The sequence below is a fragment of the Halorientalis sp. IM1011 genome, from assembly GCF_001989615.1.
In the GTDB taxonomy this organism is placed as follows: domain Archaea; phylum Halobacteriota; class Halobacteria; order Halobacteriales; family Haloarculaceae; genus Halorientalis.
The window spans coordinates 2,792,206-2,805,326 of the sequence record NZ_CP019067.1 but is presented as its reverse complement, the minus strand read 5'-3'; the positions used below and the strand labels follow the sequence as shown (position 1 = coordinate 2,805,326).

The 13,121-nt window shown below is 66.6% G+C and carries 16 protein-coding genes; 12 read left to right on the top strand and 4 right to left on the bottom strand.

What is annotated here, in order from left to right; all coding sequences use genetic code 11:
* Positions 1-64: 64 nt before the first annotated feature.
* From tfe to BV210_RS14485, 5 genes are all read left to right on the top strand, one after another.
* The gene (gene tfe, locus BV210_RS14505) at positions 65-595 is read left to right on the top strand and encodes a transcription factor E (RefSeq protein ID WP_077207340.1); all 531 of its coding nucleotides are present in this window, start codon (positions 65-67) and stop codon (positions 593-595) included.
* The gene (locus BV210_RS14500; protein ID WP_077207339.1) at positions 595-1,260 is read left to right on the top strand and encodes a DUF2110 family protein; all 666 of its coding nucleotides are present in this window, start codon (positions 595-597) and stop codon (positions 1,258-1,260) included. Before tfe ends, BV210_RS14500 begins: the two co-directional genes overlap by 1 nt.
* Positions 1,257-2,027, top strand: coding sequence for a DUF5803 family protein (locus BV210_RS14495; protein ID WP_077207338.1), 771 nt, complete (start codon positions 1,257-1,259; stop codon positions 2,025-2,027). Before BV210_RS14500 ends, BV210_RS14495 begins: the two co-directional genes overlap by 4 nt.
* A 105-nt stretch (positions 2,028-2,132) precedes the next feature.
* On the top strand, positions 2,133-2,768 hold the full coding sequence (locus BV210_RS14490) for a chemotaxis protein CheC (protein ID WP_077207337.1): 636 nt from the start codon (positions 2,133-2,135) through the stop codon (positions 2,766-2,768).
* A gap of 31 nt (positions 2,769-2,799) precedes the next feature.
* Positions 2,800-3,501 carry a molybdopterin-binding protein gene (locus tag BV210_RS14485; protein WP_077207336.1) on the top strand — a complete coding sequence of 234 codons (702 nt, stop codon included), beginning with the start codon at positions 2,800-2,802 and terminating at the stop codon, positions 3,499-3,501.
* On the opposite strand, the gene BV210_RS20310 is transcribed toward BV210_RS14485, so the two are convergent.
* The gene (locus BV210_RS20310) at positions 3,498-3,638 is read right to left on the bottom strand and encodes a hypothetical protein (protein ID WP_172824905.1); all 141 of its coding nucleotides are present in this window, start codon (positions 3,636-3,638) and stop codon (positions 3,498-3,500) included. The two genes, BV210_RS14485 and BV210_RS20310, sit on opposite strands and share 4 nt — an antisense overlap.
* Positions 3,639-3,771: 133 nt before the next feature.
* Here BV210_RS20310 and BV210_RS14480 point away from each other — a divergent pair, with 133 nt between their 5' ends.
* Together BV210_RS14480 and BV210_RS14475 are read left to right on the top strand one after the other, a co-directional pair.
* Positions 3,772-4,839 (top strand): ATP-NAD kinase family protein, encoded by a 1,068-nt coding sequence (locus BV210_RS14480; RefSeq protein WP_077207335.1) that lies wholly within the window; start codon positions 3,772-3,774, stop codon positions 4,837-4,839.
* Between the two features lie 103 nt (positions 4,840-4,942).
* Positions 4,943-5,977 carry a phosphate uptake regulator PhoU gene (locus BV210_RS14475; RefSeq protein WP_077207334.1) on the top strand — a complete coding sequence of 345 codons (1,035 nt, stop codon included), beginning with the start codon at positions 4,943-4,945 and terminating at the stop codon, positions 5,975-5,977.
* A 77-nt stretch (positions 5,978-6,054) separates the two neighbouring features.
* Here the strand turns inward: BV210_RS14475 and BV210_RS14470 are convergent, their stop codons facing one another.
* A complete protein-coding gene (locus BV210_RS14470; RefSeq protein ID WP_077208073.1) occupies positions 6,055-6,429 on the bottom strand; it encodes a hypothetical protein in 375 nt (124 codons plus the stop codon).
* 186 nt (positions 6,430-6,615) lie between these two features.
* The gene (locus tag BV210_RS14465; RefSeq protein WP_077207333.1) at positions 6,616-7,803 is read right to left on the bottom strand and encodes an LEA type 2 family protein; all 1,188 of its coding nucleotides are present in this window, start codon (positions 7,801-7,803) and stop codon (positions 6,616-6,618) included.
* Positions 7,804-7,913: 110 nt separating this feature from the next.
* Here BV210_RS14465 and BV210_RS14460 point away from each other — a divergent pair, with 110 nt between their 5' ends.
* The 5 genes from BV210_RS14460 to BV210_RS14440 all read left to right on the top strand — a co-directional run bounded on the left by BV210_RS14460 (position 7,914) and on the right by BV210_RS14440 (position 11,283).
* Positions 7,914-8,099: a hypothetical protein gene (locus tag BV210_RS14460; protein ID WP_077207332.1), complete on the top strand. Its 186-nt coding sequence runs from the start codon at positions 7,914-7,916 to the stop codon at positions 8,097-8,099.
* 54 nt (positions 8,100-8,153) lie between these two features.
* A complete protein-coding gene (locus tag BV210_RS14455; RefSeq protein ID WP_077207331.1) occupies positions 8,154-8,378 on the top strand; it encodes a FaeA/PapI family transcriptional regulator in 225 nt (74 codons plus the stop codon).
* A 49-nt stretch (positions 8,379-8,427) separates the two neighbouring features.
* On the top strand, positions 8,428-8,856 hold the full coding sequence (locus BV210_RS14450) for a CoxG family protein (RefSeq protein ID WP_077207330.1): 429 nt from the start codon (positions 8,428-8,430) through the stop codon (positions 8,854-8,856).
* Positions 8,853-9,674 (top strand): carbon-nitrogen family hydrolase, encoded by an 822-nt coding sequence (locus tag BV210_RS14445; RefSeq protein WP_077207329.1) that lies wholly within the window; start codon positions 8,853-8,855, stop codon positions 9,672-9,674. The genes BV210_RS14450 and BV210_RS14445 overlap by 4 nt, the downstream gene beginning before the upstream one ends.
* 85 nt (positions 9,675-9,759) lie before the next feature.
* Complete coding sequence (locus tag BV210_RS14440; protein ID WP_077207328.1) at positions 9,760-11,283, top strand: glycosyltransferase family 39 protein; 1,524 nt, start codon at positions 9,760-9,762, stop codon at positions 11,281-11,283.
* A gap of 278 nt (positions 11,284-11,561) precedes the next feature.
* On the opposite strand, the gene BV210_RS14435 is transcribed toward BV210_RS14440, so the two are convergent.
* Complete coding sequence (locus BV210_RS14435; RefSeq protein ID WP_077207327.1) at positions 11,562-13,085, bottom strand: aldehyde dehydrogenase family protein; 1,524 nt, start codon at positions 13,083-13,085, stop codon at positions 11,562-11,564.
* Positions 13,086-13,121: the final 36 nt, after the last annotated feature.

Sequence of the window (13,121 nt, the reverse complement as noted above, 5' to 3'; positions counted from 1 at the left end):
GGAACTTCCCAGCCGGAACCCGGTCCGGTGCTTTTAAAGGCGGCAGGCACGGATAGATACACCAATGGCTTTTGAGGAACTCCTGGAGGACCCGGTCATACAGAAGTACCTCCACGAACTGGTGGGCCCGAAGGGGATGCCCGTCGCGGCCGCACCGCCGGACGGCGAGGTGACGGACGAGGAGCTCGCGGAAGAGTTGGGGCTGGAGCTCAACGACGTTCGCCGCGCGCTTTTCATTCTCTACGAGAACGACCTGGCGACGTACCGCCGGCTCCGCGACGAGGATTCGGGGTGGCTGACCTACCTCTGGACCTTCGAGTACGACAAGATCCCCGAGCAACTCGAAGAGGAGATGTACCGCCTGCTGGAGGCCCTGGAGGACCGCGAGCAGTACGAACACGAGAACGAGTTCTACCTCTGTGACGTCTGTGGCATCCGCTTCGAGTTCGACGAGGCGATGGACTTCGGGTTCGAGTGTCCCGAGTGTGGCTCGCCGGTCGACGCCATGGAGAACACGGCGCTGGTCCAGGCCATGGAGGAACGCATCGACTCGCTGCGTGACGAACTGAACGTGGAACGAGAGACCGAAGCCTGATGGTCGTCCTCGCAACGAAGTGCTACGTCGACGGTGACGCCCGCGAGCGCGCACTCGACGGTCTCGGCTCCCTGATCCAGAACGCGGTCGGCGACCTCGACGTGACCTACGAGGTCGGCCTCCGCGACGACGACTTCCCCTCCGTCACCGTGGAGGGCGACGACGCCGTGGCCGCGCGCAACCTGCTCCGCGAGGAGTGGGGCGCGATCACGACGGAGTTCGAGGCCGGCGAGACCTACGTCGGGACCCTCGACGGCTGGGACGAGGACGGGTTCGTCCTCGACGCCGGGCAGGAGGTCCGGATCCCGGCCGCGGAGATCGGCCTCGGGCAGGGCTCGCCCGAGCAGATCCGCAAACGGTTCGGACTGGTCCAGCACCTCCCGCTCGAATTCGTCTGGGACGACTCGCCGCGGCTGTCGGACGACCAGCGCGACGAGTTGTACGACTGGACCCGCGGGACCGGGCGGGTCAACGTCAACAGCGCGACCCGGGCGGAGGTGCGGGCTACCGTCAACCGCGCGGGCCACGCGCAGGACATCGTGACCGTCGAGCGGCAGGGCCTGCTCGAACAGTCGGTGCTCTGCAAGGAGGGGACCGACCCGCCGGGCCTGCTCGCCAGCATCGGCAAACACCTCCCCTCGGAGATCCTCGCCGTCGTTCCATGAATCGCCGCCTCGTCCTCGGAGTCGTCGCGCTCGCCGCCCTCCTCACCCTCGCGGGCTGTTCATCGATACTGGGGCCGGGAGAACCAGACGCGGAAGCGCTGGGCAAGAACGTCACCTACGACTGGGAGACCGACGCCAACGCGACGTTCGACATCAACGACACGCGCTATACGGCCGTCTATCGGGTCGAGAACCGGTCTTACCTCGAACTCTACGACCGGGACGCGCTGGGGACCGAGCACCCGCTGGACATCGAGGGCCTGAAGTTCCGGTTCGAGAACGGCACAGTCCGGAACCTCACCGCCGACGACGTGGAGCGGACCCGCCGGCGCACGAACGTCTCGCTGCCGGGCGAGCAGGTCAGCGGGAGCGTGGCATTCTCGGCCCCGCGAAACGGGAAGAGCTTCAATCTGCCGACGTTCGTCTCGGGGAGTTACGAGGTGACGCTACCGGAGAGCGCACGCGTCAGCGTCCCGATCCTGGCACAGGTCAGCCCCGGCGAGTACGACGCCACGCTGGAGAACGACCGCGTGACGCTCGTCTGGGACGACGTGGAGAGCCGGATGCTCTCGATCCGCTGGTATCTGGAGCGGGACCTGTGGATCTTCGGCGCACTGGTGATTCTGGCGCTGGTGATCGGCACTGGCGGCACGATCTACTACCTCCGGCAGATCCGCGAACTCGAACGGCGACGCGAGGAGGTCGGGCTCGACGTCGACACCGGTGACGACGTGGGCGACGACGGCCCGCCACCGGGAATGCGGTGACAGCCGTCGCCGGGAATACGGTGACGGCCGTCGCGTCGTGAATGGGTGATTCGGGACCCGAAGCGGCCCGAAGCTTCAACCGGGCGGCCGCCCTCGTGACCGTCGATGCCCCTGCTGATCGACGTGCGCAAGCTCCGGATCATCAACGTGCTCATGGAGAGCGGTGCGGGCAACGTCGCCGACTCGCTGGAGTCGCTGGCGGGGCTCGACGCGTCGGTCGCGGTCAAGAGCCTCTCGATGGTCGAACCGGGCGACATCCCCGACGATCTGGGTGACGAGCGACTGTTCTGTGCCTCGGTGAAACTGACCGAACCGCCCTACGGCTACTTCGTGATGACCTTCGGGATGGAGACGGCCGAGAACGTCGCCGAACACATGACCGGCCGGGCGGTCGAAGGGGAGTTGAACCAGTTCCACGAGAGCGCCCTGCAGGAGATGTGTAACATCTTCACCTCGGGATTCATCGACGGGCTCGCCAACACGCTCGGTCGCTCCATCGAGATGGGGACGCCGGAACTCGAACACGGCACCGGCCGGGAGTTGATGGCGGCGAACCTCTCGCACATCACCGACGACTCGCTGGCCATCGTGCTCGACTCGCAGGTCGACGTGACCGAGCCCAAACAGGCGTTTCGCATCCGGATCTTCCTCGTGCCCGATCCCGGGGCGTTCGTGAACGTCCTCGATCATCTCGAAGTGGAGGATATCCGGACCGAAGAGCCGGACGTGGCGGGACTGTAGGACTTTTATTCGCGGGTCGCCAACCCGAGGTATGCGCGTCGCGCTGGTCACCGTGGGCGACGAGTTGCTCGCGGGGGACACGGTCAACACGAACGCCGCCTGGCTGGGAGAGCGACTCACCGACCGGGGTGCGACCGTCGAGCGAGTGACGGTCGTCCCGGATCGGATCGCCGACATCGCCCGCGTGGTCAACGAGTACCGCGCCGAGTACGACGCCGTCGTCGTCACGGGCGGACTGGGACCGACCCACGACGACGTGACGATGGCGGGCGTGGCGACAGCCTTCGGCCGCGAGGTGACCCGGAGCGACGAGGCACTGGACTGGCTCGAATCTGAAGGGGGGTACACCCGCGAGGACCTCGCCGAGGGGACCGCAGACATACCCGCCGGCGCGGAGATGCTCCCGAACCGCGAGGGGGTCGCGCCCGGCTGCGTCCTCGAATCGGTGTACGTCCTGCCGGGGGTCCCCGACGAGATGAAGGCGATGTTCGAGGACGTTGCGGATCGCTTCTCGGGCGAGCGTCGCCACGTCGAGACAGTCGTCGCCGACGAACCCGAGAGTGCGCTGCTCGACCGGGTTCGGGACGTACGCGAGGAATTCGACGTGAAGGTGGGGAGCTACCCCGGCGAGACGGTTCGGATAAAACTGGAGAGCACGAATGCGGAGGCGGTCCGCGAGGCGGCCGTGTGGCTCCGCGAACGGGTCGAATCGCCGGAAGCGGCGGACGGTTAGCGGTATAGATACGCGACCCAGGCCGCGGCGAGCAACACGCCTACCAGTCCGACGAGGGCACCGCTGCTGTTGATGATCGCCTCCTGGACGCCCGGTTCCGATGCGTTCGCGGCCGCGGTCGAGAGTATCGCGTTCATAGCCGGCCGTTCCGACCGCTGGGCCTTAAGAATCCCGGAGCGCGAGCGGACGTTTCAGATGGTTAAGAGTACGTGGTGTGACGCCCTGCCGCCGTCGGACGCCTTTTTACGCTGCCACGGGAACCGTACGGTAATGGGACGGATCGGGGTCGTCGTCAACCCCATCGCCGGGATGGGCGGGCGCGTCGGGCTGAAAGGGACGGACGGGAAAGTCGACGAGGCACGCGAACGCGGCGCGGAACCGCGCGCCCCCTCCCGCGCCCGCGCGGCACTGGATAGGATCCACGAGCGCGCCCCCGAGACAGAGATTCTCACGTACGCGGCACCGATGGGCGAAGCCGTCGCCCGCGAGGCCGGTTTCGAACCGCGGGTCGTCGGTGAACCCGCGGGCGAGGAGACCGCTGCGAGCGACACGCGCGCGGCCGTCGAGACCTTCCTCGACGAGGGAGTCGATCTCGTCCTGTTCGTCGGCGGTGACGGGACCGCCGTCGACGTGGCCGAGACCATCCGGGAGGGTGACGCCGACGTGCCGATGCTGGGGGTCCCCGCGGGCGTCAAGGTGTACTCGTCGGTGTTCGGGGTCACGCCACGGGCCGCGGGCGACATCGCCGCGACCTTCGAGGACACCGAGCGCGCCGAGGTCAACGACATCGACGAGGACGAGTACCGCGACGGCGAGGTCCACACGGAGTTGCGCGCCGTCGTGCGCGTCCCGGCCGCCGAACAGCGCCAGGCCAGCAAACAACTCGGTGGCGGCACCGTCGAGAGCCTCGCCGAGGGGGTCGCCCGCGAGGTTCGCGACGGCGTGACCTACGTCCTCGGTCCCGGGAGCACGGTCGGCGCGGTCAAGGAGCGACTCGGCTTCGAGGGGTCACCGCTCGGCGTCGACGTGTGGCGGGACGGCGAGGTGCTGGTCGCGGACGCGAGCGAACGCGAAATTCTCGATCACCTCGGCGAGGAGAACGTCATCGTCGTCTCGCCCATCGGCGGGCAGGGGTTCGTCTTCGGCCGCGGGAACCAGCAACTCTCGCCGGCCGTGATCGAGCAGTGCGACCTCGAAGTCGTCGCCTCGAAGTCCAAGCTCGACGAACTCGGCACGCTCCGGGTCGACACCGGCGATCCGGATCTCGACGAGGAACTCACGGGGTGGCTCCAGGTCAGGGTCGGCCGGTACGAGCGACGGCTGATGCAAGTGATTTAGGAACGTGGAATTTCTGCCTTATCGATCAAGAGGTATTACATTCGTTTCCGGATTAAGTGGTGTATAGATAAGATTAAGGTCGCCGGCGTCTGACAAAGGGAGTATGGAAACGCGGAAAGTACAGCGGCTCGGTCCCTCCACGCTGGCGATGACGTTGCCCGCCGAATGGGCGTCGGAGCACAACGTCGAGAAAGGCGACGAGGTGTCCCTGCGCATCGGTGGGAAGGGAACGCTCACCGTGATGCCCGAGTCCGTTCAGACCGAAGAGTCCGAAGCGATCATCTACACCGAGGACCTCGATGCGGACGCCGTCGAGCGGGCCATCGTCGCCCAGTACGTTCTCGGCCGACGCATCATCCACGTCGAGGCCGGCGAGGACGGCACCCTCAAATCCGAACACATCAACGCCGTCTACAACGCCGAGACACAGCTGATGGGCCTTGGCGTCATCGAGGAGACGCCCGAGCGTATCGCCATTCGCTGTTCGGTCGACCCCGAAGACTTCACGCTGAACAACCTGCTCGAACGGCTCGAATCGACCGGGTCGACGATGCGGAACGAGGCCGTCAAGGCGCTGGCCCACGGCAACCCCGACCTCGCCCAGCGAGCCCTCAACCGGGAGCGACAGGCCAACAAGATATTCGTTCTCCTCTTGCGACTGATCTTCACGGCCTACCAGAACCCCAACCTCGCGCGGGCGGTGGGGCTGGACAACGGCTTCCCACTGATCGGCTACCGCTCGATCGCCAAGAACCTCGAACTCACCGCGGACAACGCCGAGGACATCGCCGAGATCGTCCTCGAAACCGAGGGTCACACCCTCAACGTCGAATCCTCGACGATGCGGCGCATCCGGGAGTTCACGGACCAGGTCAACGAGATCACCGAGATGGCGGTCAAAGCCGCCGTCGAGCGGGACTACGACGCCGCCATCGAGGTCCGGAAGCTGTACGCCCAGATCGGCAACCGCGAACAGGAGATTCTGGACGATCTCCCGGAGATGGAAAACGAGGAACTGCTCCGGGTCCGGGAGGTGCTGGTCAGCCTCCAGCAGACCGCCCAGTACGCCGTCCGGAACGCCGAGATCGCGACGAACCTCGCGCTCAACGAGGAGTCGGTCCACACCGAGATCCAGTAGCTCCGCGACTTTTTCGAGAAGGCGACCGGTGACCGACGGCCTCCGTTCGTGAGTCGGCCGCTGCCGTCTTTCGTTCGTCAGTCCGCAGTCGCCTCGTCGCCGGCCCCCTCGGCCGTCGTCTTTCGCACCGTCAGCGGACTCCGTCGCGTGATCGTACAGTCGAACGCCGGATGTTCCGCGTAGTGGCGCACGAGCATGTGCCGGCGCGAGCCGGTGATCCCCGATCGGCCGACCGCGTCGGCCGTGAACTCCGCCGGGAGCCGGTCGTAGAGCCGGCGCACCTGTTCGAAACTCTCGAACACCTTGCTGTTGCCGGCCGAGTCGGCACCCCGACGCGAGACGACGTACGCGCCGTCGTCGCGGAACTGCCCTGCGGTGTGCAGGAACTCCCGGCGACTCGTCAGCGCGTCGTCTATCTGCCCTTTGAGTTCGGTCGCCTCTTCGCGGGTCAACTCGTGGGTCACCCCCTCGACCTCGACCCGGATGCGATCCCCCACCGCCGTAACACCCTTCCCGGTGTCGCGATCCTCGTTACCCTCGAAGAACGCGACCAGGAGCGTCAGCACTCCGTGTCATGCGACCACACGTTTCACCCAATCTTATAAAGCCCTGTCCGCGGGATGACAGGGTGTTTTAAGTCATCCGAGGAGACCGCCGTCCTCGGTACCGGAACCGCTTCCATCGGTCGTCGCGGTCGAAACGCCGTCGTCACCGCCGCTCGTGCCGTCGCTGCCGCCGGTGTCGTCGGTCACGGTCCCGTCGGCCGTGTCGGTCGACGTGGTCCGTCCGTCCTCGGTACCGTCGCCGGAGTCCGTTCCGGTCGCGGTCTCGTTTTTCGTCCCGAACATATCGGTCTCGATGGTCGTCCGGTAGTCGAGTGGTTCGAGCGGGATCTGGAACGAGCCGGTGCCACCGAGGCCGCCACCGACGGCGTCTTCGGCTGGGTCGACGACGGCGTAGAACTCGATTTCGAGTTCGGTGACCTGTCCGTTCCGGAGGTGAGTCACCCACCAGTCGTCGAGGTTTCCGTTCCGAATGGCGAGGTCGGCGCTGATGGTCTCGCTGGTCCCCGGGAGGACCGTCGCCACCTCCTGACTGCTGCCCTGCCCGACCTGCACGTCGTTCATCGTGATATTGTACCCGAGTTCGGTGATCGCGTAGGGGTACTGTTTGGGGTTGTACGCCTCGAAGGACATCGCCATCGGAGTCCGTTCCTGGGTCAGTTCCTCCCGGTCCCAGTGAGCGGCGGTCTCGTTGACGAACAGGACCGGGTCGGACGGCACCGAGCGGCCGGCCTCGATGGGCCGCGTCTCAGAGGAGTTGAACTGGCCGAGCAGATCGGTCTCGATGGTCCGTTCCTGCGGGACCGCGAACTCCCGCCCGCCGAGCAGTCCCGACCGGACCACGGCGTCGATCGTGACGTTGGTCCGCTCGCGGTTCTCGATGTGTGAGTGCCACCACGGCGGGATGCGGTCGTTTCGCATGTACGTCCTGAACTGGAGCGTCGAGTTACCGGGACCGATCGAGAGCCCCTCCCTGTACCCGGTGGCCATAGCCACGTCGTTCATCCGGACGGTGTAGTTGACCGTGGTGTCCGACAACGAGACCCCGACCGGGTTGGGGTTGGTGACGGTCATGTCCGTCTCGACGACGGTCGTCGAGTTGTTCACACCGGCAAAGCGGTTCTCCACGGCTCCGACACCCGGCACGCCGATCACACCCACCAGGAAGGCGAGGACGACGAGCACGACGAGTCCGCCCCCGACGGACCCGGCTATGCGCGCCTTACTTCCGAGAAACGCCGACTGAACCCGTTCGGTATCCATCGAGAGGGTGCAGTCGGAGGGGGCAGTTATGTCTTCTGGCAGGCACGCGGCGCTGACGGCCAGCGCGGTCGTTCGAATAAACTAAGTGCGCGCTACCGGAAGGCCGGACAATGGCAGAAACCGCACTGCAGTCGGACATGGCGATCGGCCTCGGACTGCTCTTCGGGGCGCTCGGCGTCGCGGGGGCAGTCGTGATGTACGTCGCGGCCGCACAACAGCTGCTGGCGGGCTGGGGCTTCGCGCTCGCGATCGTGTTCGGATCGCTGGCTATCGCCGCGATCCACGTCTTCTCGTAGGCAGGCGTTTCGGCAAAACGAGAGCTTAAAACGTCTGGACCGCCTACTACCTGTATGGCCGATTTCAGTGAAGAGGAACGGCGTATCCTGGAGCACCTGCGCGACCAGGTCGGCGGGGACGAAGCCTACGTCCGGGCCAAAAACATCGCCGAGCACATCGGTCTGTCGGCGAAGCAGGTCGGTGCGCGCCTCCCGCGACTGGCCGAGAAGTCCGACGACGTGGACATCGAGAAGTGGGGACGGGCGCGCTCGACGACCTGGCGAGTCACCCGAAGTTGAGTCCCGACAGAGTCGGACGCTTTTTTGACCGGCGGCCCGAAGACAGTCTATGACCGTCCGGGTCGAGCGGACGTTCGAGTTGCCCGCCCAACGGGAACAGGTGTGGTCGTTCATCGCAGACCCGGAGAAACGGGCCCGTCCCATAAGCGTCGTCGACGACTTCGAGAAGACCGGCGAACACACCGCGACGTGGTTCGTCGAACTCCCGATTCCCGTCGTCAACAGACGCATCGCCATCGAAACAGAAGAGACCGAGTTCGACCCGCCACGCTACGTCGAGTTCGTCGGCCGGTCGAAGGTGATGCGCGTCGTCGGCGAGCACGAACTCGAAGACGTTGACGGAGGGACCCGCGTGATCAATCGCTTCACCGTCGACGGCAAACTGCCCGGCGTCGAGCGGTACTTCAAGCGCCACATGGACGAACAGCTCCGCAACATCGAGGCCGCGATCCGTGAGGATCTGGGGATCGAAGCGTGAAGGTCGCGCTGGCCCAGATCGCCGTCGAGCCCGGCGAGGTGACCGGCAACGTCGACCGCGCGGTCGCCGCCGTCGAGCGGGCCGCAGACTCCGGCGCGGATCTGGTCGCCCTGCCCGAACTGTTCGACGTGGGCTACTTCGCGTTCGACCTGTACGCCCGGGTCGCCGAACCGATCGGCGGCGAGACCCATCGGCGGCTGGCGGCGGCCGCCCGCGAGTACGGGATCGCCGTGTTGGCTGGCACGGTCGTGGAGGATCTGGCGGCGACGGCCGCCGAGACCGACCTTCCGGTGCCCGCCGAGGAGGGCCTGGCCAACACCGCCGTCTTCTTCGACCGCGACGGGCAGCGCCGCGCGGTCTACCGGAAACACCACCTGTTCGGCTACGACTCGGCCGAGTCGGACCTGCTCGTGGCCGGCGAGCGCACGCCGGTCGTCGACTTCGAGGGGTTCGGCGTCGGGATCACGACCTGTTACGATCTGCGCTTTCCGGAACTCTATCGGGACCTCGTCGACGACGGGGCGACGCTCGTGCTCGTCCCGAGCGCGTGGCCGTACCCGCGCGTCGAGCACTGGGAGTTGCTCCCGCGGTCACGGGCCGTCGAGAACCTCGCCTACGTCGCGGCGGTCAACGGCACCGGTACCTTCGAGGACGCCGAGTTACTGGGTCGCTCGACCGTCTACGACCCGTGGGGCACGGTGCTGGCGAGTTCCGACGACGACCCGACGCTGGTGACGGCCGACCTCGACCCGGAGCGGGTCGCGTCGGTCCGCGAGGAGTTCCCCGCGCTGGCCGACCGGCGACACGGCGACCACTGACCGTTTACCGTGTCGCCGTCGCCGTATTCCTGTCACTGATCGGAAAACACAACGGTTTTCTTTCGGTAGGAAGTTTCGCCGACAAATGGACCTTCGAGAGCGCCGGGTGGAGCTGCTGGGTGTTTCGGGACTCCTCGTGCTCGCCGCGGCGCTCAGGGTCGCGTTCCTGACCTCGGAGAGCCTCTGGACCGACGAGGCCGCGACGCTGTACTACGTGCGGAGTTTCAGTTACAGAGAACTCCTGTTCGAGGTGCCGATCACCGAGACGCATCCGCCGCTGTACTACCCGTTCATGAAGCTCTGGACGGGGCTCACGGGCACGTCCGTCTTCGGGTTACGGCTCCCGTCGGTCCTGTTCGGGGTCGGGACGGTCGCCGTCACGTACGCCGTGGGCCGAGAGCTCTACTCACACCGGGCCGGGCTCCTCGGGGGCGGGCTGGTCGCCGTCTCGCGGTTCCACATAAGCCACTCTCAGAGCGTCCGGATGTACGCACTCCTGTCGTTTCTCGGCGCAGTGTCCTTTCTGGCGTTCGTTCGGTTCCGCGATGGCGGTACGACCCGCGACCACGTCGGGTACGTCGTGGCGACGGCCCTGTCCATCTACACGCACGTCTTCGGGCTGTTCGTCCTCGTCGTCCAGAACCTCTACGTCGGGACGACTCCGTTCGTGGATCGGGTCGACGAGACGATATCGTGGCGACGGTGGGCCGTCCTCCAGGGCGCGGTCGCGGCACTGACGGCCCCGTGGGCGTACGTGTTGCTCTCGCGCGTGCTGTCGGTCTCCAGCGGTGGCCCACCTGCCAGACTCGGGTGGATCCCCGAGCCGTCGCTGGCCGTGTTCAGACAGACGATAACCCGGTACTTCGGGTTCGGTGCACTGCCGGGGCCGAGCGTCGGCCCCTGGGTGGTCCTCGCCGTCGGCGTCGCCGCCGTGTACGGGTTCGGCGTCGTGACGAAGGGGACCGAGCCGACCGACGGGCTGTTGTCGCGGTTGACCGACTCGGTCGACGGTCGGACGTACCTGCTCGGCCTGTGGGCCGTCGTCCCCCTCGGCCTCCTGTTCGTCGTCTCGAAGGTCGTCGTGCCGCTGTACGTGATCCGGTACACCATCGTGGCCTCGCTGCCGCTGTTCGTGCTGGTCGGGGCCGCCATCGACGGGCTCGGCTCGGATCGGCGGACACTCGTCGTCGCGGCCGTCCTCCTCGTCCTGATGGTCGGCTCCCTGCCGGGCTACTACGCGACCGACCAGAACGGACAGTGGGACGAGGCCGCCGCACACGTCGAGTCCGAGGCGACAGCGGGTGACCGCGTGCTCGTCACGAACTACCATCCCGGATTCGTTCAGACGAAGACGGCGTTCGACTACTACTTCTCCCGTTCCGGGGTCCCGGTCACGGGAATCCCGGACGGGATCGATCCGGCGCGTGTGGGGAACCTGACGGCGGAGCACGACACCGTCTGGGCCGTGTTCGCGTACACGGTGCCGTCCCACGAGAGAGCGATCCGAACCCGCCTGAACGCGTCCTTTACCCCCGTGGACACCCGGACGTACCACGGCGGCATCACGGTCGTCCGGTACGAGCGGGTCGGCGATACTAACGGGGGCTGACAGGTAAGCGTCGCATCGTCGCCGAACGGGTCACGAGGTGGGAGACGCTTTCGAACGGCGACGGGTCGGTCCGAATATTTATGCAGGGTGGAGCCAAACCGTGGGATGCCGGTACGGCGCTTTTCACGTCAGACCGGCAAACCAAATCGCGCCCGCCTCGCTGCTCGGCCACCGCCACTCGGTCCGTCCGGCGGCGTCGAGAGACGCCGACCACCTCGTCCGTCGGCGAGACCGACTCCGGCCGGGACGCCGGCCGGCTGGAGCCGGTTTCGACGCGATCACTCCTCCGTCGTGATGTCCGCCGACAGCCCCTGGGCCATCTCGATGTCTCTCGAGTTGTTGAGCGTCCACGCCGTCCGCTCCGTGACCGCCTCGATCACCTCGCGGGCGCTCGGTGCGCCCTTCCCGGACTTCTTGACGCCGCCGAAGGGCAACTGGACCTCCGCGCCGATACAGGGGAGGTTGGCGTAGGCCAGCCCCACTTCCGCGTGGTCGCGGTAGTAGTTGAGCTGGCGATAGTCCTCCGAGATGATCGCACCCGCCAGTCCGTAGGGCACGTCGTCGTGGATCTCGACAGCGCGCTCGATCCCGCCGCTGTAGGGGATCAGGGCGACGTGTGGCCCGAACACCTCCTCCTGCAGGACGCGCATCTCCGGGTCGTACTCGGTCTCGTAGACGAAAGGGCCGACCCAGTAGCCGTCTTCTCGCCCGGCAGGGATCTCCTCGTCGGCCAGTTCGGCGCGGTCGATCAGCACGTCGACGCCTTCCTCACGCGCGAGGGCGTTGTACTCGTGGAACTTCTCGACCTGCCCTTCGTCGACGACCGGGCCCATGAACGTCGACTCGTCCAGCGGGTCACCGACCGCCACGTCCTCGGCGAGGTCGACGAACCGCGATTTGAACTCGTCGTAGACGTCCTCGTGGACGATCAGTCGCTCGGCCGAGACACACCGCTGGCCGGTGGTCTTGAACGCCGACATGACCGCCGAGTGGACGGCCACGTCGAGATCCGCCTGTTCGGTGATCACGATGGCGTTTTTCCCGCCCATCTCCAGGGCGACCTCCCGGCCCGGTTCGCCGCCGAGTGTGTCGGCGATGGAGTGGCCGACCTCGGCGGAGCCGGTGAAGAGGACGGTGTCGACGCGGTCGTCCTCGACGATGGCGTTGCCGGCCTCGCCGAAGCCCTGCACCATGTTGAACACGCCGTCGGGGACCCCGGCGTCGTCGAGCATCTCGGCGACGACCTGCCCGCACCACGGCGTCTGTTCGGCGGGCTTCCAGACGACCGTGTTGCCCTCGACGAGGGCGACGGCCATGTGCCAGAAGGGGATGGCGACGGGGAAGTTCCACGGGGTGATACAGCCGACGACGCCGCGGGGCCGACGGCGCATGTACGAGTCCTTGCTCGCGACTTCGCTCGGCACCACGTCACCGTGGGGGTGGCGGGCGTTGCCGGCCGCCCACTCGACCATGTGCCAGGCCTCGGTTACGTCTGCCTTCCCCTCGCTGATCTCTTTGCCGCACTCCCGTGTGACGATCTCGCCCAGTTCCTGGTGGCGGTCCCTGAGTTCGTGGAACACCTCCCAGAGGTGTTCGGCACGGTCGATATACGAGAGGTCGCGCCACGCCGGATACGCCTCAGCGGCGGCCGTTACCGCACGCTCGACCTCGGCGGGCGTCCCCCGGTGGAACTCGCCGAGCCCCTCGCCGGTCGCTGGATCGACGCTCTCGAACGTCTCACCGCCGCCGATCCACTCGCCGTCGACGTAGTGGCCTGCCGGACCCTCGACTTGCTGGCTCATATTCTCCGGCAAAAATTGCACCGGCGAGGATAAAAA

Coding starts and splice junctions, on each gene's coding strand:
- BV210_RS14465 (WP_077207333.1), bottom strand. CDS start 7,803: ATGGATACCGAACGGGTTCAGTCGGCGTTTCTCGGAAGTAAGGCGCGC.
- BV210_RS14435 (WP_077207327.1), bottom strand. CDS start 13,085: ATGAGCCAGCAAGTCGAGGGTCCGGCAGGCCACTACGTCGACGGCGAG.
- BV210_RS14495 (WP_077207338.1), top strand. CDS start 1,257: ATGAATCGCCGCCTCGTCCTCGGAGTCGTCGCGCTCGCCGCCCTCCTC.
- BV210_RS14500 (WP_077207339.1), top strand. CDS start 595: ATGGTCGTCCTCGCAACGAAGTGCTACGTCGACGGTGACGCCCGCGAG.
- BV210_RS20310 (WP_172824905.1), bottom strand. CDS start 3,638: ATGAACGCGATACTCTCGACCGCGGCCGCGAACGCATCGGAACCGGGC.
- BV210_RS14440 (WP_077207328.1), top strand. CDS start 9,760: ATGGACCTTCGAGAGCGCCGGGTGGAGCTGCTGGGTGTTTCGGGACTC.
- BV210_RS14480 (WP_077207335.1), top strand. CDS start 3,772: ATGGGACGGATCGGGGTCGTCGTCAACCCCATCGCCGGGATGGGCGGG.
- BV210_RS14490 (WP_077207337.1), top strand. CDS start 2,133: ATGCCCCTGCTGATCGACGTGCGCAAGCTCCGGATCATCAACGTGCTC.
- BV210_RS14485 (WP_077207336.1), top strand. CDS start 2,800: ATGCGCGTCGCGCTGGTCACCGTGGGCGACGAGTTGCTCGCGGGGGAC.
- BV210_RS14450 (WP_077207330.1), top strand. CDS start 8,428: ATGACCGTCCGGGTCGAGCGGACGTTCGAGTTGCCCGCCCAACGGGAA.
- BV210_RS14460 (WP_077207332.1), top strand. CDS start 7,914: ATGGCAGAAACCGCACTGCAGTCGGACATGGCGATCGGCCTCGGACTG.
- tfe (WP_077207340.1), top strand. CDS start 65: ATGGCTTTTGAGGAACTCCTGGAGGACCCGGTCATACAGAAGTACCTC.
- BV210_RS14455 (WP_077207331.1), top strand. CDS start 8,154: ATGGCCGATTTCAGTGAAGAGGAACGGCGTATCCTGGAGCACCTGCGC.
- BV210_RS14475 (WP_077207334.1), top strand. CDS start 4,943: ATGGAAACGCGGAAAGTACAGCGGCTCGGTCCCTCCACGCTGGCGATG.